The sequence below is a fragment of the Duganella sacchari genome (genome assembly GCF_900143065.1).
GTDB classification, from domain to species: Bacteria; Pseudomonadota; Gammaproteobacteria; order Burkholderiales; family Burkholderiaceae_D; genus Rugamonas; species Rugamonas sacchari.
Window position 1 is genome coordinate 130,024 of record NZ_FRCX01000009.1, and the last position, 19,525, is coordinate 149,548.

Annotated in this window: 18 protein-coding genes; 6 read left to right on the forward strand and 12 right to left on the reverse strand. The window is 61.0% G+C overall.

The window, feature by feature from the left end; genetic code table 11:
• Window positions 1-5: 5 nt before the first annotated feature.
• The 11 genes from BUA36_RS20570 to gyrA all read right to left on the reverse strand — a co-directional run bounded on the left by BUA36_RS20570 (window position 6) and on the right by gyrA (window position 12,117).
• On the reverse strand, window positions 6-308 hold the full coding sequence (locus BUA36_RS20570; RefSeq protein WP_072787194.1) for a LapA family protein: 303 nt from the start codon (window positions 306-308) through the stop codon (window positions 6-8).
• Window positions 309-414: 106 nt separating this feature from the next.
• Window positions 415-720 carry an integration host factor subunit beta gene (locus BUA36_RS20575; protein ID WP_072787195.1) on the reverse strand — a complete coding sequence of 102 codons (306 nt, stop codon included), beginning with the start codon at window positions 718-720 and terminating at the stop codon, window positions 415-417.
• Between the two features lie 21 nt (window positions 721-741).
• Complete coding sequence (gene rpsA / locus BUA36_RS20580) at window positions 742-2,418, reverse strand: 30S ribosomal protein S1 (RefSeq protein WP_072787196.1); 1,677 nt, start codon at window positions 2,416-2,418, stop codon at window positions 742-744.
• 75 nt (window positions 2,419-2,493) lie between these two features.
• Window positions 2,494-3,162 carry a (d)CMP kinase gene (gene cmk / locus BUA36_RS20585; RefSeq protein ID WP_072787197.1) on the reverse strand — a complete coding sequence of 223 codons (669 nt, stop codon included), beginning with the start codon at window positions 3,160-3,162 and terminating at the stop codon, window positions 2,494-2,496.
• Between the two features lie 5 nt (window positions 3,163-3,167).
• Window positions 3,168-4,481, reverse strand: a complete 1,314-nt coding sequence (gene aroA, locus BUA36_RS20590) for a 3-phosphoshikimate 1-carboxyvinyltransferase (RefSeq protein WP_072787198.1) — start codon at window positions 4,479-4,481, stop codon at window positions 3,168-3,170.
• A gap of 108 nt (window positions 4,482-4,589) precedes the next feature.
• Entirely contained in the window at window positions 4,590-5,519 is a 930-nt protein-coding gene (locus tag BUA36_RS20595; RefSeq protein ID WP_208861914.1) for a prephenate dehydrogenase, read from the reverse strand.
• Window positions 5,519-6,628: a histidinol-phosphate transaminase gene (gene hisC, locus BUA36_RS20600; RefSeq protein ID WP_072787199.1), complete on the reverse strand. Its 1,110-nt coding sequence runs from the start codon at window positions 6,626-6,628 to the stop codon at window positions 5,519-5,521. Before hisC ends, BUA36_RS20595 begins: the two co-directional genes overlap by 1 nt.
• 17 nt (window positions 6,629-6,645) lie before the next feature.
• Window positions 6,646-7,719 carry a prephenate dehydratase gene (gene pheA / locus BUA36_RS20605; protein WP_072787200.1) on the reverse strand — a complete coding sequence of 358 codons (1,074 nt, stop codon included), beginning with the start codon at window positions 7,717-7,719 and terminating at the stop codon, window positions 6,646-6,648.
• Complete coding sequence (gene serC / locus BUA36_RS20610) at window positions 7,716-8,804, reverse strand: 3-phosphoserine/phosphohydroxythreonine transaminase (RefSeq protein WP_072787201.1); 1,089 nt, start codon at window positions 8,802-8,804, stop codon at window positions 7,716-7,718. Before serC ends, pheA begins: the two co-directional genes overlap by 4 nt.
• Before the next feature lie 25 nt (window positions 8,805-8,829).
• Window positions 8,830-9,375: a DUF2059 domain-containing protein gene (locus BUA36_RS20615; RefSeq protein WP_072787324.1), complete on the reverse strand. Its 546-nt coding sequence runs from the start codon at window positions 9,373-9,375 to the stop codon at window positions 8,830-8,832.
• A gap of 96 nt (window positions 9,376-9,471) precedes the next feature.
• Complete coding sequence (gene gyrA / locus BUA36_RS20620) at window positions 9,472-12,117, reverse strand: DNA gyrase subunit A (RefSeq protein ID WP_072787202.1); 2,646 nt, start codon at window positions 12,115-12,117, stop codon at window positions 9,472-9,474.
• A gap of 404 nt (window positions 12,118-12,521) precedes the next feature.
• On the opposite strand from gyrA, the gene ompA reads away from it, so the two are divergent.
• From ompA to BUA36_RS20645, 5 genes are all read left to right on the forward strand, one after another.
• Window positions 12,522-13,238 carry an outer membrane protein OmpA gene (gene ompA, locus BUA36_RS20625; RefSeq protein WP_072787203.1) on the forward strand — a complete coding sequence of 239 codons (717 nt, stop codon included), beginning with the start codon at window positions 12,522-12,524 and terminating at the stop codon, window positions 13,236-13,238.
• A gap of 144 nt (window positions 13,239-13,382) precedes the next feature.
• On the forward strand, window positions 13,383-14,081 hold the full coding sequence (gene ubiG, locus BUA36_RS20630; protein ID WP_072787204.1) for a bifunctional 2-polyprenyl-6-hydroxyphenol methylase/3-demethylubiquinol 3-O-methyltransferase UbiG: 699 nt from the start codon (window positions 13,383-13,385) through the stop codon (window positions 14,079-14,081).
• A 5-nt stretch (window positions 14,082-14,086) separates the two neighbouring features.
• Entirely contained in the window at window positions 14,087-14,776 is a 690-nt protein-coding gene (locus tag BUA36_RS20635) for an HAD family hydrolase (protein WP_072787205.1), read from the forward strand.
• A 207-nt stretch (window positions 14,777-14,983) separates the two neighbouring features.
• Window positions 14,984-16,012 carry a hypothetical protein gene (locus BUA36_RS20640; RefSeq protein WP_072787206.1) on the forward strand — a complete coding sequence of 343 codons (1,029 nt, stop codon included), beginning with the start codon at window positions 14,984-14,986 and terminating at the stop codon, window positions 16,010-16,012.
• Window positions 16,013-16,119: 107 nt separating this feature from the next.
• Window positions 16,120-17,211 (forward strand): hypothetical protein, encoded by a 1,092-nt coding sequence (locus BUA36_RS20645; protein ID WP_072787207.1) that lies wholly within the window; start codon window positions 16,120-16,122, stop codon window positions 17,209-17,211.
• On the opposite strand, the gene BUA36_RS20650 is transcribed toward BUA36_RS20645, so the two are convergent.
• Complete coding sequence (locus BUA36_RS20650; RefSeq protein WP_072787208.1) at window positions 17,208-18,479, reverse strand: O-acetylhomoserine aminocarboxypropyltransferase/cysteine synthase family protein; 1,272 nt, start codon at window positions 18,477-18,479, stop codon at window positions 17,208-17,210. The genes BUA36_RS20645 and BUA36_RS20650 overlap by 4 nt on opposite strands.
• A 137-nt stretch (window positions 18,480-18,616) precedes the next feature.
• Between BUA36_RS20650 and BUA36_RS20655 the strand changes: the two genes are divergently transcribed.
• Window positions 18,617-19,492, forward strand: a complete 876-nt coding sequence (locus tag BUA36_RS20655) for an RNA polymerase sigma-70 factor (RefSeq protein ID WP_072787209.1) — start codon at window positions 18,617-18,619, stop codon at window positions 19,490-19,492.
• The last annotated feature ends 33 nt before the right edge of the window (window positions 19,493-19,525 follow it).

A 19,525-nucleotide genomic window follows, 5' to 3' on the forward strand; every position in this document is an offset into this window, starting at 1 on the left:
ATTGTTTATTGTGTGTTCACGCTGTCCGGCTGCGGCGGTATGGTCGCCTGCTGTGCCGAGGCTTGCAGCGTATGGATGGTCGTCTTGTGTTTGTTCGTTTCGCGGCGGTGGCGGAATACGGTGGGCGTCAGCGCCAGCACGCCCAGTACGGCGCCTGCGACAAAAAAGCCCAGCAGCATTAGCACCAGCGGGCCGCGCAGCTCATAGTGCAGGAACAAGTGCAGATCGACTTCCTGCGAGTTCTTCAGCGCGAAGCCGAAAAACAGGATGAAGATGATAAAACCGATAAAGGTGGAGATGAATTTCATCAGCCAGAGTCCCTGTGTAGTTCCAAGGGTGCCAGTATCGCACCTCGGGCAACAAAAAAAAAGCGGCATCCCGAAGGACGCCGCTTTGTTTAACTATTTGAATGCTTCAGTCCTCGATGATCGGTTGCCCGACCATCGCGTCAACCCGCTCGCGTAATTGCTTGCCAGGCTTGAAATGCGGCACCCGTTTTTCAGGCACCATCACCTTGTCACCCGACTTCGGATTACGTCCGATACGTGGCGGCCGGCTGTTGAGGGCAAAGCTGCCAAAACCGCGGATCTCGATGCGCTGACCAGTCGACAAGGCGTTGGTCATCGCATCCAGAATGGTCTTGACGGCATATTCCGCATCTTTGGCCACCAGCTGAGAATAACGCTCAGCCAGACGGTTTATGAGTTCGGACTTAGTCATCGACTAGTTCTTAATACTTGCTTAGTTCTTGTTGTCCAGCTTTGCTTTCAGCAGTGCGCCCAGGCTGGTGGTGCCCGAAGCAGCGTTGCTGTCAGCAGCGATGTTTTTCATCGCTTCAGCGGTGTCAGCCGAATCTTTGGCTTTGATCGACAGCTGGATCGAACGTGCTTTACGGTCGATGTTGATCACCAGCGCTTCGACGGCATCGCCGACTTTCAGGTGGGTGCCAGCATCTTCCACGCGGTCACGCGAGATTTCCGAAGCGCGCAGGTAGCCTTCAACTTCTTCCGACAGCTGGATCACGGCGCCTTTAGGCTCAACCGATTTAACGGTACCGTTAACCAGTGCGCCTTTGTCGTTCATGGCGGCGAAGTTGTTGAATGGATCACCTTCCAGTTGCTTGACGCCCAGGGAAACGCGCTCACGCTCAACGTCGATCGCCAGAACCACGGCTTCCAGTTCGTCACCTTTCTTGAACTTGCGTACGGCTTCTTCGCCGGACTCAGTCCACGACAGGTCGGACAGGTGTACCAGGCCGTCGATGTTGCCAGCCAGACCGATGAACACGCCGAAGTCGGTGATCGATTTGATCGCGCCTTTGACTTTGTCACCTTTCTTATGGGTCACGCCGAAGTCGTCCCATGGGTTGGCTTTGCACTGTTTCATGCCCAGCGAGATACGGCGACGCTCTTCGTCGATCTCCAGAACCATCACTTCTACTTCGTCGCCCAGTTGAACAACTTTGTTTGGTGCGACGTTTTTGTTGGTCCAGTCCATTTCGGAAACGTGTACCAGGCCTTCGATGCCTTGTTCCACTTCAACGAACGCACCGTAGTCGGTCAGGTTGGTGACTTTACCGAACAGGCGGGTGCCTTGTGGGTAACGACGCGACAGACCGGTCCATGGATCATCGCCCAGTTGTTTCACGCCCAGCGAAACACGGTTTTTCTCTTGATCGTATTTCAGGACTTTAGCGGTGATCTCTTGACCAACGGTCAGCACTTCCGATGGGTGACGCACACGACGCCATGCCAGGTCGGTGATGTGCAGCAGGCCGTCGATGCCGCCCAGATCCACGAACGCGCCGTAGTCGGTGATGTTTTTCACAACGCCGGTCACCACGGTGCCTTCTTTCAGCGTTTCCATCAGTTTCTGACGCTCTTCGCCCATCGAAGCTTCGATGACAGCGCGGCGGGACAGAACCACGTTGTTACGCTTGCGGTCCAGTTTGATAACTTTGAATTCGAGGGTTTTGCCTTCGAATGGGGTGGTGTCTTTGACCGGACGGGTGTCGACCAGCGAACCTGGCAGGAAGGCACGGATGCCGTTGGTCAGAACGGTCAGGCCGCCCTTGACTTTGCCATTCACGGTACCGACGACGATCTCGCCCGATTCCATGGCTTTTTCCAGTGCCAGCCACGAAGCCAGACGCTTGGCTTTGTCGCGCGACAGGATGGTATCGCCGAAACCATTTTCCAGCGATTCGATGGCCACGGAAACGAAGTCACCTACTTTGACTTCCAGTTCGCCTTGGTCATTTTTGAATTCTTCAACAGGGATGAATGCTTCCGATTTCAGGCCGGCGTTGACGATCACGAAGTTGTGATCCAGACGAACGACTTCAGCCGAGATCACTTCGCCCGAACGCATGTCTTGACGCGACAGGGACTCTTCGAAGAGGGCTGCAAAACTTTCCATATTAGACATTGTATTTCCAGGTTACCAGTAAGGCCCGCGGGTTGCGGCTTCAACTGGGTTAGGTTAATAAAATTACTACTTTGCTACAGCGGCGTACCACGCCAGCACCTGTTCGACCGCTTGATCAGCGTTCATTTCAGAGGTATCCAGCACCAGCGCGCCTTCTGCCGGGGCCAGCGGCGCGATGGTCCGGTTTGTATCCCGATCGTCACGCGCCTGCAAATCCACCAGTAGGTCTTGCATATTAGCAGAAAATCCCTTGTCTATCAATTGCTTATAGCGGCGCTCGGCGCGGGCCTGGACCGAGGCGGTCAAAAACACCTTCAAGGGAGCGTGCGGGAAGATTACCGAGCCCATGTCGCGGCCATCGGCCACCAGGCCCGGCGCCTTGCGGAAACTCAGCTGCAGCCCCGTCAGCGCATGGCGCACCGCCGGGAACGTGGCAATTTTTGAAGCGGTGTTCCCCACCTCTTCCGCGCGGATCGCATCCGTGACGTTTTCATGCGACAAGATGATATCGCCGCCCTGGAAACTGCAATGCAGGTGCTCGGCCAGCTTGGCCAGTGCGTGCTCGTCGGCCAGGTCGGTCTCGCGGCGCAGCGCCGACAGCGCCGTGAGGCGGTACAGCGCGCCCGAATCCAGATAATGGAAGCCGAGCTGATCGGCAACGCGGTGTGCGACCGTGCCCTTGCCGGATGCGGTAGGGCCGTCGATGGTGATGACTGGAATCTGGGAAGTTGGCATATCGGTTACTTTGCTATTTCGGCAAACGCCTTGAAGTATTCAGGGAACGTCTTGTTGACGCATTTCGGATCATTGATGCGGGTGGCCGCGCCCTTGCGCAGCGCACCGTCCAGCGCCACCAGCGAGAAACACATCGCCATGCGGTGATCGTCATAGGTATCAATGGTAGCAGGCGCCAGCACGGCGGGCGGAGTCACCTTGATATAGTCCGGCCCCTCCTCCACCGTGGCGCCGACCTTGCGCAGTTCGGTCGCCATGGCGGCGATGCGGTCCGTCTCCTTGACGCGCCAGCTGGCGATATTGCGCAGCGTGCTGGTGCCGTCGGCATACAGCGCGGCCACGGCAATGGTCATGGCCGCATCCGGGATGTGATTGAAGTCAGCGTCAATCGCCTTCAGCGGGCCATTCGCCCTCGCCTCGATCCAGTTATCGCCCATCGTGATCTGCGCGCCCATCTGCTCCAGCGCGGCGGCAAAGCGCACGTCGCCCTGGATGCTGTGATTGCCCACGCCTTCCACGCGCACCGGGCCGCCGCCAATCGCGCCGGCTGCCAGGAAGTACGACGCCGACGACGCATCGCCCTCCACATGGATCGTGCCTGGCGACTGATACACCTGGCCCGGCTGGATGGTGAACGAGGCCCAGCCATCCTGCTCGACCTTGACGCCGAAACGGCGGATCAGGTTCAGCGTGATTTCGATATACGGCTTGGAAATCAGCTCGCCGGTCACATCGATCGTGATGGCATGCTCACTGGCCATCAGCGGCGCCACCATCAGCAGCGCCGTCAGGAACTGGCTCGACACATCACCGCGCACCGACAGGCGCTGCGTGTTGATCTTGCCCTGCTTGATGTGCAGCGGCGGGAAGCCGGGATTGCCCGTGTACTCCACGTTGGTGCCCGCAGCATTGAGCGCATCGACCAGATCGCCAATCGGGCGCTCATGCATGCGCGGCACACCGTGCAGCGTATAGTCGCCGCCGATGACAGCCAGCGCGGCGGTCAGTGGACGGATCGCCGTGCCCGCGTTGCCCATGAACAGATCCGCCGATTTATTCGGCAGCACGCCCGCCACGCCGGTGACGTGGTGAATCGTACCGGTAGCAGTCTTCTCCTCGGTCCAGATGACGCCGAGCGCGCGCAGCGCCGCCAGCATCACCGCCGTATCGTCCGACGCCAGCAGATCAACAATCGCCACCTGCCCCTGCGACAACGCCGACAGCAGCAAAATGCGATTCGAAATGGACTTGGAGCCCGGCAGGCGCACAGCGCCCTCAACATGAGCGACCGTTTGCAGGTCAATGTATTCGTGAGTCATAAAATATTCCTTCCACTACGGGGTCAGGTCCGTCATTTCTACACGAGCCCAGCTGTAAAGCCGTACTACGGTAGAGGTCGTGTAGAAATGACGGACCTGACCCCGGGTTTAATCTGCTTTATCGGGCGATGGCGGCGTTTCGGCTGCTTCGATGGCGGTGATCCATTGGTGGCGCGCGTGCTGGGCGTTGCTGTAGACCTGCTCCAGGCCCGCGCCGTCGTTGGCGGCCAGTTGCGCACGCAGTACGGTCAACTGGGCCATGTAGGCGTCCAGTTCGGCCAGCAGTGCCGGCTGGTTGGCCAGGCTGATGTCGCGCCACATTTCTGGCGATGAACCGGCGATCCTGGTGAAGTCGCGGAAGCCGCTGGCGGCGTACTGGAACAGCAGGTCGGCGTGCGGTTTCCTGGCGATGTCGTCGACCAGCGCGTACGCCAGCAGGTGCGGCAGGTGGCTGACGGCGGCGAACACTTTGTCATGCTCTTCCGGCGTCAGGCGATGGATGATGGCGTCGCAAGCGCGCCATGCAGCGGCGACGCGCTCGACATCCGTTTCGCTGTTTTCGGCCAGCGCAGTCAGCACGACTTTTTTGCCGACATACAGGTTGTCGATGGCGGCATCGGGGCCGTTGGTTTCGCGGCCGGCGATCGGGTGGCCTGGTACGAACTGCGCTACCTTGCTGCCCAAGGCGCGGCGTGCGGATGCGACGACGTCGGACTTGGTACTGCCCGCATCGGTGACCACGGTGCCAGCTTGCAGATGCGGCGCTATCGAGGCCAGGATCGCCTCGGTCTGTGCGACGGGGGCTGCCAGCAGGACCAGGTCTGCGCCATGCAGCGCATCCGCCAGCGGCAGCGCGCCATCGGCGGCGGCACCGCTTACGCCAATCGCATCGATGATGCCCAGCTCTTTTGCACGCGCCATCGATGTGGCGGAACGGCCCACGCCGACAATCTCGCGTACTGCGCCGGCTTTGCGCAGCGAACGGGCGAACGAGCCGCCAATCAGTCCGACGCCAAAAATAACGACTTTATTCAGCATTACTCCGCCAGTGCTTTCTTCAGTGCCGCGATCAGCACGGCATTTTCCTGCGGCAGGCCGATGGAAATGCGCAGCCACTCGGGCAAGCCATAGTTCCCCACCGGACGCACGATCACGCCCTGCTTCAGCAGCGACAGGTTCACGCGCGCACCTGCACCCGCGTCCTCGCCCACTTTTACCAGAACGAAGTTGCCGAACGATGGCACGTATTCCAGTCCCAGCTGCTCGAACGCTTCGACAAACTGCTGATAACCAGCGGCGTTGTTGGCTGCGCTCTGCGCCAGGAAGGCTTTGTCGTTCAATGCTGCAATCGCTGCGGCTTGCGCCAGCGAGTTCACATTGAACGGCTGGCGGATACGGTTCATCAGGTCCGTCAGCGCCGGCTGCGCAATCGCGAAGCCGACGCGCAGGCCCGCCAGACCGTAGGCTTTCGAGAAGGTGCGCGAGACCAGCAGGTTGGGATATTTCTTGACCCACTGCGCCGATTCAAACTGATGCTCGGCCGCGAGGAATTCGTTGTATGCCTCGTCTAGCACCACCACTACGTGCGCCGGCACCTTGGCGATGAAGGCCTCGATCTCGGCCGCCGGAATAAAGGTGCCAGTCGGGTTGTTCGGATTGGCGATGAAGACCAGCCGCGTGTCGTCACGGATCGCCGCCAGCATCGCTGGCAGGTCGTGGCCGCGCGCCTTGGCCGGCACCACGATGTGCTGCGCGCCCACGCCTTGGGTCGCCAGCGCGTACACGGCAAACGAGTACTGCGCATACACGATGGACTGGCCACGCTCGACAAATGCGTGCGCGGCGATTTCCAGGATATCGTTGGAGCCGTTGCCCAGCGTGATCCAGTCTGCCGGCACGTCGTAGCGTTTGGACAGCGCGCCTTTCAGGTCAAAGCCGTTGGCGTCCGGGTAGCGCCCCAGCTCCGCCACGGCGGCGGCCAGCGCATGCTGCGCGGAGGCCGGCATGCCAAATGGATTTTCATTCGACGCCAGTTTGACGATGGCCGCTTCTTCCAGGCCGAATTCACGCGCGACTTCCGAAATCGGTTTGCCTGCCTGGTAGGGGGCGATGGCGCGGACGTATTCCGGGCCGTAGTTCTTGCTCATATTGTCTCTCTTCGTAATCAGGTCAGGCTGACCGGGTAGGAACCCAGCACCTTGAAGAATGCGGCATTGCTTTGCAGCTCTTCGAGCGCGCGCGCAACGGACGGATTCTGGACGTGGCCTTCGACGTCGACGTAGAAATAGTATTCCCAGGTGCCGGTGCGGGCCGGACGCGATTCAAAGCGCGTCATTGACACGCCATGCTGCGCCAGGGAGCCAAGCAGGCGGTAGATCGAACCTGCCTTGTGCGGCGCCGCCAATGCCAGCGAGGTACGGTCCTCGCCTGACGGGCCGGCGTGCAGCTGGCCGATCACGGCAAAGCGCGTGCGGTTCGACGGGTCGTCCTGGATGTTGGCCTTGACCGTGCCCAGGCTGTATCGCACGCCTGCGCGCTCACCGGCGATGGCCGCCAGCGTGTGGTCGTCACGCGCCATGCGCGCCGCTTCCGCGTTGGATGACACGGCGCGGCGTTCCAGGTCCGGGTAGTTATTGTTCAACCAGATCTGGCACTGCGCCAGCGCCTGGGCGTGGGCGCAGATGGCGGTCACGCCTTCCATATTACCGGTGCCGGTCAGCAGGCTATGACGCACGGCGATCGACACTTCGCCACTGATGGTCAGCGGCGTATGCAGCAGCAGGTCCAGCGTGCGGCCGATGGCGCCTTCGGTTGAATTCTCCACTGGCACCACGCCGAATTCGGCGGTGCCGGCTTCGGTCGCGCGGAAGACTTCATCAATCGAGGAGCAGGACAGCACGTCCACCGCAGTGCCGAACTGTTCGTAGACTGCCTGTTCGCTGTAGGTGCCGGCCGGGCCGAGGAAGGCCACGGTGACGCGTTTTTCCAGCGAGCGGCAGGCGGACATGATCTCGCGCCAGATGGTTTGCAGTTCCGCGTTGCCCATCGGGCCGGGATTGCGTTCGGCGACGCCGCGCAGCACCTGCGCTTCGCGCTCGGGACGGAATACCGGTGCACCGGTTTCCGCTTTGACGTGGCCTACTTCCTGCGCGACCTGGGCGCGCTGGTTCAGCAAGTCGAGGATTTGCGCGTCAATCGTATCGATCTTTTCGCGCAAGGGTTTCAGTTTGTCGTTCATTTGTGTTGACCAGCGAATTCGTTGAGGTAGGCGACGAGCGCTTGCACGCCCTCGATAGGCATCGCGTTGTAAATCGACGCACGCATACCACCGACGGACTTGTGGCCCTTCAGTTGCAGCAGGCCGCGCGCTTTGGCGCCGGCCAGGAATGCTTCGTTCCTGCTTTCGTCCTTCAGGTAGAAGGGCACGTTCATGCGCGAGCGGTTGGATGGCGCGACGCGCGTTTCATAAAAGTCGCTGCCGTCCAGTGCTGCATACAGCAGGTCGGCCTTGGCCTGCGCGCGGCGCGACATCTCGGCCACGCCGCCCTGCCGCTTCAGCCACTGGAACACCAGGCCGGCGATATAGATGCCGTAGGTCGGCGGCGTGTTGTACATCGATTCGTTGTCGGCCACCAGCTTGAAGTCGAACGCCGACGGACAGACCGGCAACGCCTTGCCCAGCAGGTCTTCGCGGATGATGACGATGGTGACGCCGGCCGGGCCGATGTTTTTCTGCGCGCCGGCAAAGATCACGCCATATTTGGCGACATCGATCTCGCGCGACAGGATGTGCGAGGACATATCGGCCACCAGCGTCACGTCCTGCAGGCGCAGATCGTTGAAGTCCGGCTGGTACTCGACGCCGCCGATGGTCTCGTTGGTGCACATGTGCAGATAAGCTGCGCCGGGCGTGAGCTGCCACTCCGCCTGCGGCGGCACCGCCGTAGTCGACGATGCGGCGATATTCACGTTGGCGTACTTGCGCGCTTCCTTGATGGATTTCTCCGACCACGAACCGGTGTGAATGAAATCGATGGTTGCACCGTCAGGCTTGTGGCCCAGCAGGTTCAACGGAATCAGGGCGTTCTGCGACAGTCCGCCGCCCTGCATGAACAAGATCTTGTAATTGTCCGGCACTGCCAGCAGCTCGCGCAGGTCGCGCTCCGCTGCCTGGTAAATCGAAATAAACTCCGGTCCGCGGTGGCTCATCTCCATGACGGACATGCCGCTGCCATGCCAGTCCAGCATTTCGGCAGCGGCTTGCGCCAGCACTTCTTTCGGCAATACGGCAGGGCCGGCGGAGAAGTTAAAGATGTGAGTCACGTTGCGATCCTTATGGTGAATGGTGTTACTTGGCTTGTTGCTGCTGCATCTTCTGCATCAGCGGGCCGAGACGGCGCTGCACGATCAACTGGCCCAGCTGCATGCCCTCGCCCATCAGCTTCGGCATCGACGACAGCATCTTGGCGCCCACCGGCGTGCGGTAAAAAGCGGTGATCTGCTTCAGTTCAGCGGCGCTGAAATTGCGCGCGTACAGCGGCACGGTTTCCGCCATGATCTCGTCGACCAGCGCCGGGTCGCTCATCACGGCCTGCATGGTGTTGATGGCGCCCGGCAGTTCGGCTTCCATTTGCGCCAGCGCTTTCTGCTTGTCGTCAGCGCTGAGTTTGGGATTGTTCTTGATCGATGCCTCCGCACCGGCATGCATCGAGGCGCCGATGCTTTGCGACATCTGCTGCATGGCGCCGATCATCACGCTGCGGTAGTTCATCGACTCAAACAGTTCCTTGGCGGCTGCCATGGCGGCCGGGTCGGCGGCTGGCGCCTGTGCGTAGACGGGGGCGGCGCCGATCAGCGCCAGCGAAGTCACCAGGCTTGCTACGATTTTTTTCATGTTCTGCATCTCCAAATAAAAAGGGGCCAGTCTGCGCCGCGTTACGCGACAGACCTGGCCCCGATGGTCCGGACTTGCGTCCGGATTGGTTCAGCCTTATTCGGCTGCCGCGTCGTCCGGTTTGGAATCCGGGCCCGGTTCCAGTTCGACTTCGTCGATGTCGGTTTCGACCACGCGCTGCAGGCCGGACAGCTTGGTGCCGTCTTCCACTGCAATCAGGGTCACACCCTGGGTTGCGCGGCCCATCTCGCGGATCTCCGACACGCGGGTGCGGATCAGCACACCACCGGTGGTGATCAGCATGATCTCGTCGGTCGAATCAACCAGCGTTGCCGCGACCACGCGGCCGTTACGCTCCGAAGTCTGGATCGCAATCATGCCTTTGGTGCCGCGGCCGTGACGGGTGTACTCGGTGATCGGGGTCCGTTTGCCGAAGCCGTTTTCGGTGGCGGTCAGTACCGACTGCTGCTCGTTTTCTGCCACCAGCAGTGCGATCACGCGCTGGCCTTCGTCCAGGTTCATGCCGCGTACACCGCGGGCGTTGCGGCCCATCGGACGCACGTCGTTCTCGTCGAAGCGCACGGCCTTGCCGGCGTCGGAGAACAGCATGACATCGTGTTCGCCATCGGTCAGCGCAGCGCCGATCAGGAAGTCGCCATCATCCAGGTCGACCGCAATGATGCCGGCCTTGCGTGGGTTGCTGAAGTCTTTCAGCGGCGTCTTCTTCACAGTGCCCAGGCTGGTCGACATGAAGACGTAGTGGTCTTCCGGGAAGGTCCGGTTTTCGCCTGACAGCGGCAGGATGACCGTGATCTTCTCGTTGTCCGCCAGCGGGAACATGTTGACGATCGGCTTGCCGCGCGAGTTGCGCGAGCCTTGCGGTACTTCCCATACCTTGAGCCAGTACATGCGGCCACGGTCGGAGAAGCACAGGATGTAGTCGTGGGTGTTGGCGATGAACAGCTGGTCGATCCAGTCTTCATCCTTGGTCGCCATGGCCTGCTTGCCGCGGCCGCCGCGTTTCTGCGCGCGGTACTCGGAAATCGGCTGCGCCTTCATGTAACCGGTGTGCGACAGCGTCACGACCATGTCCTGCGGCGTGATCAGGTCTTCGGTATTGAGGTCGCTGGCGTTGTGCTCGATGTTGGAACGGCGTGGGTCCTTGGCCGGATCGCCGAACTCGGTCACGACCGACGTCATTTCTTCGGTGATGATGGTGGTCACGCGCGATGGCGTGGCCAGGATGTCCAGCAGGTCGGCGATTTCCGCCATCACGTCTTTGTACTCGTTGACGATCTTGTCCTGTTCCAGGCCGGTCAGGCGTTGCAGGCGCATTTGCAGGATCTCTTGCGCCTGGTCGTCGGACAGCTTGTACATGCCGTCGGACTGGATGCCGTAGTGCTTCGGCAGGTGTTCCGGACGGAAGGCTTCGATACCCCCCACGGTGGTGCCTTCGCCGGTACGGGCCAGCATCTCACGCACCAGCGAGGAATCCCACGAACGGTCCATCAGGGCCGCTTTTGCCACTGGCGGCGTCGGCGCGGCCTTGATCAGCGCGATGAATTCATCGATGTTGGCCAGTGCGACTGCCAGGCCTTCCAGCACGTGGCCGCGTTCGCGCGCCTTGCGCAGTTCGAACACGGTACGGCGCGTCACCACTTCGCGGCGGTGCGACAGGAAGCACGACAGCATTTCCTTCAGGTTCAGCAGGCGCGGCTGACCGTCGACCAGCGCCACCATATTCATGCCGAAGGTGTCTTGCAGCTGGGTTTGCTTGTACAGATTGTTCAGTACCACTTCCGGCACTTCACCGCGCTTGAGCTCGATGACCACACGCATGCCCGATTTATCGGACTCGTCGCGGATGTCGGAAATGCCGTCCAGCTTCTTGTCGCGCACGTTTTCAGCGATGCGCTCCAGCAGCGATTTCTTGTTGACCTGGTACGGCAGCTCGTCAACGATGATGGCGGTGCGGCCGCCGTCCTTGCCGTATTCTTCGTAGTGGGTCTTGGCGCGCATCACCACGCGGCCACGGCCGGTGCGGTAGCCATCGCGTACGCCCGAGACGCCATAAATGGTGCCGCCGGTCGGGAAGTCTGGCGCCGGGATCAGTTCGATCAGCTCGTCGATCGAGCACTCCGGGTTTTGCAGCACGTGCAGCGCGCCGGCAATCACTTCATGCAGATTGTGCGGCGGGATGTTGGTGGCCATACCCACCGCGATACCGGACGAACCGTTGATCAGCAGGTTGGGAATGCGGGTCGGCAGAACGGTCGGTTCTTTTTCCTTGCCGTCGTAGTTGGGCTGGAAGTCGACCGTGTCCTTGTCGATGTCGGCCAGCAGCTCGCTGGAAATCTTGTCCAGGCGGCACTCGGTGTAACGCATTGCTGCCGCGCCGTCGCCGTCGACCGAGCCAAAGTTACCCTGGCCATCGACCAGCATGTAGCGCAGCGAGAAGTCCTGCGCCATGCGCACCAGCGTGTCGTAAATCGAGGCGTCGCCGTGCGGGTGGTACTTACCCATGGTGTCGCCCACCACACGGGCGCACTTCACGTACGCGCGGTTCCACACATAATTGGATTCGTGCATCGAGTACAAGACCCGGCGGTGCACCGGCTTCAGGCCGTCACGCACGTCCGGCAAGGCGCGGCCGACGATGACGCTCATGGCGTAATCGAGGTAGCTCTTGCGCATCTCTTCTTCGAGGGAAATAGGGATTGTTTCTTTTGCGAATTGATCCATTGGCGGGTCGTTTTACTGTGGTTTGTTAAGCCTCCCCGAGGGAAAGGCAAGCGTACGATTTTAGCATGCGCGCACGGCAACTAGCGGAATTCCGCTTCCCGCGCGCCGCCATGCGGTGTTGCGGCCTACCACGCACGGTAACAAGTTGTAATATTCATGACACATTACTCAATTATTATCGACAATCCCGTTGCAACAAAACAACATTTTAGTCGAACCTGAAAAGGTGCCATGTTGGAGCCTTTTAAACGACTTTAATCGCTTGTGGCAAAATGGACGAGAAGTCAATTGCTTGTTTCGCAAGCGGAAAACGGTGTCGACGCCCCTGCGTGGTAGAATTCGCCCCACGCAAAGAACTACGTCGCGCAGTTTTCTGCAGATATCACCCCGAAAGGAAGAAAAATATGAAAAAACTGATTTCGATGCTGGCCATCTCGGCTGCATTTGCCGGCTCGGCCATCGCGCAAACCGCGCCAACCGCGCCACCGTATGCGCCTGTGACCCAGGACATCAAAGCAGCAACGCCGAAAAGCGCCTACGTGCAAGACGCGCGCGGCATCATCGCCCGTGATCCATTCGGTCTGTGCTGGCGCACTGGCTACTGGACCCCGGCTGATGCCGTGCCAGGTTGCGATCTGCCGATCTGCGTCGAGCCAGAGAAACTGGAAAACGGCAAGTGCGTAGCACCACCGCCGCCACCAGCCGCTCCAGCACCGGCGCCAGCACCAACCCCGGCGCCGACCCCGGTACCAGTACCAGTGCCAACCGCACAAAAAGTGAGCTTCGCTGCTGACGCCTTCTTCGACTTCGACAAAGCTGTGCTGAAACCAGAAGGTAAAGCCAAGCTGGACGACGTGACCTCGAAACTGGGTTCGATCAATCTGGAAGTCATCATCGCCGTCGGTCACACTGACTCGGTCGGTACCGATGAATACAACCAGAAGCTGTCGGTACGCCGTGCAGAAGCTGTCAAAGCCTACATCATCTCGAAAGGCGTTGAAGCCAACCGCGTGTACACCGAAGGTAAAGGCGAGAAACAACCTGTAGCAGACAACAAAACTGCTGAAGGCCGCGCTAAAAACCGTCGCGTAGAAATCGAAGTGGTCGGCACCAGCAAGTAATTCGCTGCCCGCACACTGGAAAGCCCCGCCTTGCGGGGCTTTTTTTATACCCGCCGGCAAAAAGGGGTCTGACCCCGTACGGGGTCAGACCCCTGCATGCGCAGTGCGGGGTAGAATACTGCTATTCCATCTGCACAGAACAACATGAACGCCGATCCATTAGAACTGCAAAAATTCTCCGAACTGGCCCATCGCTGGTGGGACCCGACCTCCGAGTTCCGTCCGCTGCACGAGATCAACCCGTTGCGCCTTGAATGGATCAACGCGCGCGCGCCGCTGGCCGGCAAGAACGTGATCGACATTGGCTGCGGTGGCGGCATCCTCAGCGAATCGATGGCGCGCAAGGGCGCGACCGTGACCGGCATCGACCTGGGCGAGAAAGCACTCAAGGTAGCCGACCTGCATTCACTGGAATCGGGCGTGCAGGTGCGCTACAAGCTCATCGCCGCAGAAGACATGGCGGCGCAAGAAGCCGGCCAGTACGACGTGGTGACCTGCATGGAAATGCTGGAACACGTGCCGGACCCGGCCGCCATCGTACGCGCCTGCGCGGCACTGGTGAAGCCAGGCGGCCAAGTCTTCTTCTCGACGCTGAACCGCAATCCCAAGTCCTACCTGTTTGCCGTGATCGGCGCCGAGTACATCCTGCGCATGCTGCCGAAAGGCACGCATGACTACGAAAAATTCATCACACCGTCCGAGCTGTCGCAGTTCATCCGCAGCGCCGGGCTGGAAGTGCAAGGCTTCAAGGGCATGGGCTACAACCCGCTGACCAAGATTTACTCGCTCAACGACGACACCAGCGTCAACTACCTGGTGGCTGCACGCCGTCCACTGGCATGAGCACCATGACCTTGCCTGCCGCACCGCGCGCCATCCTGTTCGACCTCGATGGCACCCTGGCCGATACCGCGCCTGACCTGGCTGCCGCCGTGAACCTGCTGCGCACCGCGCGTGGCCTGGCGCCGACCGCCTATGAGATCCTGCGCCCCACCGCTTCGGCCGGCGCGCGCGGCATGATCGGCGCATCCTTCGGGCTGAAGCCCGAGGATGAAGGCTATATCGAACTGCGCGATGGCTTCTTCAGCAATTACGAAGCCGCCATGGCCGTGCACAGCGGCCTGTTTGATGGCATTGCCGCGCTGCTGGCCGGTATCGAGGCAGCAGGCCTGCAATGGGGCATCGTTACCAACAAGTCCAAGCGGTTTACCGATCCGCTGCTGCCGCAGATCGGCCTGGCGCACGCCGCCTGCGCCATCTCGGGCGACACCACGCCGCATCCCAAGCCGCATCCGGCGCCCCTGCTGGAAGCGGCCAAACGCCTGAATCTGGCGCCGGAGCAATGCTGGTATGTGGGCGACGACCTGCGTGACATCCAGGCTGGCAAGGCGGCGGGCATGCTGACCATCGCCTGCGGCTGGGGCTATTGCGGCCCGACCGAACCGCAACATTGGCAGGCCGACTATCTGTTCCAGCACCCCGCCGAACTGTTGGTATTGATGCAGAACACACTGTCAGGCGGCGCGCTGGCGGCCTAAGTTAAATGATAACGCTAACCGTTGTATAGACGACTCATTAGTGTGCTTTGCCTATATTTTGAGCAAAATAGTTATTGCCGTACGGACAGAGTAGGTATAGTCTGCGCCCTGACTGCGTAGAATTACTTATTTCCTGAAAGCCACGACCTCGCTGATTAGGAAGAGAGAGACAGTCACCCTTTATCTCAACTTCCGATCAGGAGCATCATGAATTTTCCTGAGCTGGCTGCCCAGAACCCGCAGCTTTACTCTGACAACACGACCGCCCTGCCGCAGCGCACCGAAGCCCCGCAGAGCTGGATGGTCCGCGTGACCGACGCTAAATACCACTGGTACGACCTGCTGGCCGGCTTTACCCAGAAGCCGGACCTGCACGACCCCGTTGGCCGCTACATGCGCCGCATGCAGTTCGAACTGGATGCCGCAGCGGAGAAGCGTCATCTGTTCTTTGCCGTCACCCGTCCGCGCGTGCGTTTCGACGTCACCGGCGTGGTGCAATGGGGCTTCTTCTCGCTCAAGCTGACGCTGCCGCTGCTGGTGGGCGCGGACGCCCGCAAGGAAACCATCTCGGTGGAACTCAAGGTGCCGTTCGCGGCCACCATGAAAAAACCGACCGTGATCCTGGCCGAAGACTTCATCAGTCTGAACTGGGGCGGCCTGGTCGAAGTGTTTTCCGTGCACGACCTGCTGCAGACCTATGCCCACACGCTCAAGCTGCCAAGCAAGGTCATGTACGTAGGCCAGACCCGCGATCCGGACGGCCGCCTGGCCAAAGGCCGCCTGCCCGCCCTGCACAAGGTGCGCGCGCAATTTGGCGCCGACTACGACATCCTGTTGCTGCTGGTGGGCATGGAAGTGGACGTCAACTGCGCCGAAGGCGATCCCGCCGCGCAGCCGCACAACGAGCATCCGCTGGCGGCCGACGCGCTGCAGGCGGAGCGCATGGACGTGATCGAAGCGGCGCTGATTCGCCACTTCGAAGGCAGCACGCCGCGCTGGCGCACCAGCGATGAGCGCAAGATGCGCAGCGAACGCCTGGACGCCGTGCAGGCATGCAACCAGCTGGCGCAATACACCATCGATCTGCAATTGCCGGAAACCGGCTTTTACAACTACCTGTGCTCGGAATTTGTCACCGCGTCCAGGCAGCACCTGCTGAGCTGCTACATCGCCGACGGCCAGGCCCAAGTGGCCGTCATGCCACGGCCGGACGCCGCCAAACGCACTAAAAGCTGAGTAGTGTTACATTGAGTGAACAGGCGCTTGCGATCATATTTCCACATAGAAATATTTTGCCGCAAGCACTATAATCACCTCACTATGACATCCCTGGAGCGCGCAACATGACCAATGACGACGACGATTACCCCGATCCGTCGCCGGAAGAACTGGGCATAGGCGCGCTGTTTGAGGAAGCGCCCGAACCCTTCCACGACCTGGTGGCCCCGCCGCCGGACGCGATGGAAGAACTGCTGCCGCTGATGCCGCAACGGACCGCCGCGCCACAGACCTGGGTGGTCACGGTGGCCGACGCCAAATTCCACTGGTATGACCTGATCGCCGGCTTCCCGGAAGTGCCGGACATCCGCGACCCGGTCGGCCGCCACCTGCGCCGCATGCAGTTCGACCTGGAAGCAACCAGCGAAAAGCGCCTCATCTACTTTGCCGTCAACCGTCCGCGCGTGCGCTTTGACACCACGCGCAGCACCAGCTGGGGCTTCTTCTCACTCAAGCTGACCGTGCCGCTGCTGGTGGGGCCGGAAGAGAAAAAGGAATCGCTGACCATCGAGCTGGAGGTACCGTTTGCGGCCACGCTGAAAAAGCCATCGGTGGTGCTGACCGACCGCTTCATCACGCTCAACTGGGGCGGCCTGATCGAAGCGCTGTCGATCCACGACGTGCTGCAGCAGTACGAGAATCAGCTGAACTACAAGACCGAAGTGCAGTACGTCGGCCAGACCAAGGACCCGTTGGGCCGCCTGGCGCGCGCGCGTTTGACGCCGGTGCAGCGCGTGCACCAGAAGTTCAGCGAAGACAACGACATGCTGCTGCTGATCCAGCGCTTCAATGTCGAAGTCATGTCGGACGATGGCGACCCGGCCGAGATGGAAGTCAACCAGAATCCGGTGGCGGCCGACATGCTGCTCAAGGACCGCATCGACGTGGTGGAATGCGCGCTGATACGCTACTTTGAAGGCCCGGAAATGCACGGCCGCAGCGACAAGGAAGCGGACATCCGCAAGCAGCGCCTGCGCGATGTGCAGGCCGCCAACAACCTGCAAAACTTCCGCATCGACCTGCGGCTCGAAGAGTCAGGCAAGTACCACGACCTGTACTCGCGTCACGCGGGCGTATCGCGCAGCCACATCATCGACTGCACGATCGCCGATGGCAACGTCATCATCACCCGCGTGCCAGACAAGGCCAAGCCTTAAACCGCGGCCAGCGCCTGCTCCAGGTCTACGAGCAGGTCATCGCTGTGTTCAATGCCGATCGACAGGCGCACCGTATCCACCGTCACCCCGGCTTTCGCCAGCTCTTCTTCATTGAGCTGGCGGTGCGTGGTGGTGGCCGGATGACAGGCCAGCGATTTGGCGTCGCCGATATTGACCAGGCGCGTGAACAGCTTGAGCGCATCCTGGAAGCGCGTGCCGCCCTCGACGCCGCCTTCGACGCCAAAAGTCAGCAGGCCGGACGAGCGGCCGCCCAGGTACTTGAGCGCCAGCGGATAATCCTTGTGGTCTTCCAGGCCGGCGTAATTGACCCACTTCACCTTCGCGTGCTGGCCCAGGAACTGCGCCACCTTGCGCGTGTTCTCGACGATGCGCTCCATGCGCAGCGCCAGCGTCTCGATGCCCTGCAAAATCAAAAAGGCATTGAACGGCGACAGCGCTGCGCCAGTATTCCGCAACGGCACCACGCGTGCGCGGCCGATATAAGCGGCAGGCCCCAGCGCGTCGGTGTAGACCACGCCGTGATAAGACACATCCGGCTCGTTGAGGCGCTTGAAGCGTTCTTTGTGCTGCGCCCACGGGAACTTGCCCGAATCGACGATGGCGCCGCCGATGGAATTGCCATGGCCGCCCAGGTACTTGGTCAGCGAGTGCACCACGATGTCGGCGCCGTGCTCGATGGGGCGCAGCAGATAAGGCGTGGCGACGGTGTTATCGACAATCAGCGGCACGCCGTGCTGGTGGGCGATGGCGGCAATCGCGGCGATGTCGGTGATATTGCCGAGCGGGTTGCCAATCGATTCAATGAACACGGCCTTGGTGCGCTCGTCGATCAGTTTGGCGAAAGATGCGGGATCGCGCGCATCGGCAAAGCGCGTGGTAATGCCGAACTGCGGCAGCGTGTGCGCGAACAAGTTGTAGGTGCCGCCATACAGCGTGGCGGCGGAGACGATGTTGTCGCCCGCTTCGGCGATGGTCTGGATCGCATACGTGATGGCGGCCTGGCCGGATGCCAGCGCCAGCGCGGCAATGCCGCCTTCCAGCGCCGCAACGCGCTCTTCCAGCACGTTCTGCGTCGGGTTCATGATGCGGGTGTAGATGTTGCCCTGCACTTTAAGATCGAACAGGTCAGCGCCATGCTGGGTGTCGTCAAAGGCGTAAGCGACGGTCTGGTAAATGGGCACGGCGACGGCGCGCGTGGTCGGGTCCGGGCGGTAGCCGCCGTGGACGGCGATGGTTTCCAGTTTCATGCTGTCTCCTTGGGTGGTGGACTTGGCAAAATAGCATGGAAGGCCATGGCGTGACCAAGAATGATTCCAAAAATGCAAATGCGCATTCCAGATAAGCTATGCTGTCACAAAACGGAGCACTGGCACGTCTACGCTGCATGATCACTGATACGACGACTTTTAACGGGCTGCGTCCGCGGCTATTCTCGATTGCCTACCGCATGCTGGGCGTTCGCGCCGATGCCGAGGACGTGGTGCAGGATGCATGGCTGCGCTGGCACGGCAGCGCGCAGGAAGCCGTGCAATCGGCGGAAGCGTGGCTGGTGACCATCACCACCCGGCTGGCCATCGACCGCCTGCGCGGCCGTCTTGCAGAACGTGAGTCCTATGTGGGCTGGTGGCTGCCCGAACCCATCGTCGAGCTGGACGAACACACGCCGGAAAGCCATGCGGAGCTGGCCAGCGAAGTGTCGATGGCATTTCTGTGGGTGCTCGAGCGTTTGTCACCCGAGGAGCGCGCAGCGTTTCTGATGCGGCAGGTGTTCGACCACGATTACGCCGATGTCGCGGCAGTGCTGGGCAAAAGCGAAGCGGCGTGCCGGCAGATGGTGCACCGCGCGCAGGAACGCGTGCAGCAGCAAAAGCCACGCTTCGATGTATCACGCGAGCAGCATCAGGCGCTGCTGGGCCGCTTCATCGCCGCCGCCCAGATCGGCGACCGCGCGGCCATGAAAACCATGCTGACAGACGATGTACAGCTGGTGGCCGATGGCGGCGGCAAGGTCAACTCCTACCTGCACATCCTGCACGGCGCGGGACGCGTGGCGGGATCGTTCTGGTCGCTGGAGCACCAGTATCCCCAACAGGTGGTGTACCGCCAGGCGCGCGTCAATGGTGGTCCAGGGCTGGTGCGCTATGTGAACGGCAAACTGGAGTCGGCGCAATCCCTCGTCATCGAGAACGACCGCATCGCCGCCGTGCTCATCGTGCGCAATCCCGACAAGCTGACGGGCGTGCCGCAAACTATTTTCTGAACGCTGTCACAAGCTGCGAAGCTGGCCCGTCTT

Coding starts and splice junctions, on each gene's coding strand:
- BUA36_RS20570 (WP_072787194.1), bottom strand. CDS start 308: ATGAAATTCATCTCCACCTTTATCGGTTTTATCATCTTCATCCTGTTT.
- BUA36_RS20575 (WP_072787195.1), bottom strand. CDS start 720: ATGACTAAGTCCGAACTCATAAACCGTCTGGCTGAGCGTTATTCTCAG.
- rpsA (WP_072787196.1), bottom strand. CDS start 2,418: ATGGAAAGTTTTGCAGCCCTCTTCGAAGAGTCCCTGTCGCGTCAAGAC.
- cmk (WP_072787197.1), bottom strand. CDS start 3,162: ATGCCAACTTCCCAGATTCCAGTCATCACCATCGACGGCCCTACCGCA.
- aroA (WP_072787198.1), bottom strand. CDS start 4,481: ATGACTCACGAATACATTGACCTGCAAACGGTCGCTCATGTTGAGGGC.
- BUA36_RS20595 (WP_208861914.1), bottom strand. CDS start 5,519: ATGCTGAATAAAGTCGTTATTTTTGGCGTCGGACTGATTGGCGGCTCG.
- hisC (WP_072787199.1), bottom strand. CDS start 6,628: ATGAGCAAGAACTACGGCCCGGAATACGTCCGCGCCATCGCCCCCTAC.
- pheA (WP_072787200.1), bottom strand. CDS start 7,719: ATGAACGACAAACTGAAACCCTTGCGCGAAAAGATCGATACGATTGAC.
- BUA36_RS20615 (WP_072787324.1), bottom strand. CDS start 9,375: ATGAAAAAAATCGTAGCAAGCCTGGTGACTTCGCTGGCGCTGATCGGC.
- gyrA (WP_072787202.1), bottom strand. CDS start 12,117: ATGGATCAATTCGCAAAAGAAACAATCCCTATTTCCCTCGAAGAAGAG.
- ompA (WP_072787203.1), top strand. CDS start 12,522: ATGAAAAAACTGATTTCGATGCTGGCCATCTCGGCTGCATTTGCCGGC.
- ubiG (WP_072787204.1), top strand. CDS start 13,383: ATGAACGCCGATCCATTAGAACTGCAAAAATTCTCCGAACTGGCCCAT.
- BUA36_RS20635 (WP_072787205.1), top strand. CDS start 14,087: ATGACCTTGCCTGCCGCACCGCGCGCCATCCTGTTCGACCTCGATGGC.
- BUA36_RS20640 (WP_072787206.1), top strand. CDS start 14,984: ATGAATTTTCCTGAGCTGGCTGCCCAGAACCCGCAGCTTTACTCTGAC.
- BUA36_RS20645 (WP_072787207.1), top strand. CDS start 16,120: ATGACCAATGACGACGACGATTACCCCGATCCGTCGCCGGAAGAACTG.
- BUA36_RS20650 (WP_072787208.1), bottom strand. CDS start 18,479: ATGAAACTGGAAACCATCGCCGTCCACGGCGGCTACCGCCCGGACCCG.
- BUA36_RS20655 (WP_072787209.1), top strand. CDS start 18,617: ATGATCACTGATACGACGACTTTTAACGGGCTGCGTCCGCGGCTATTC.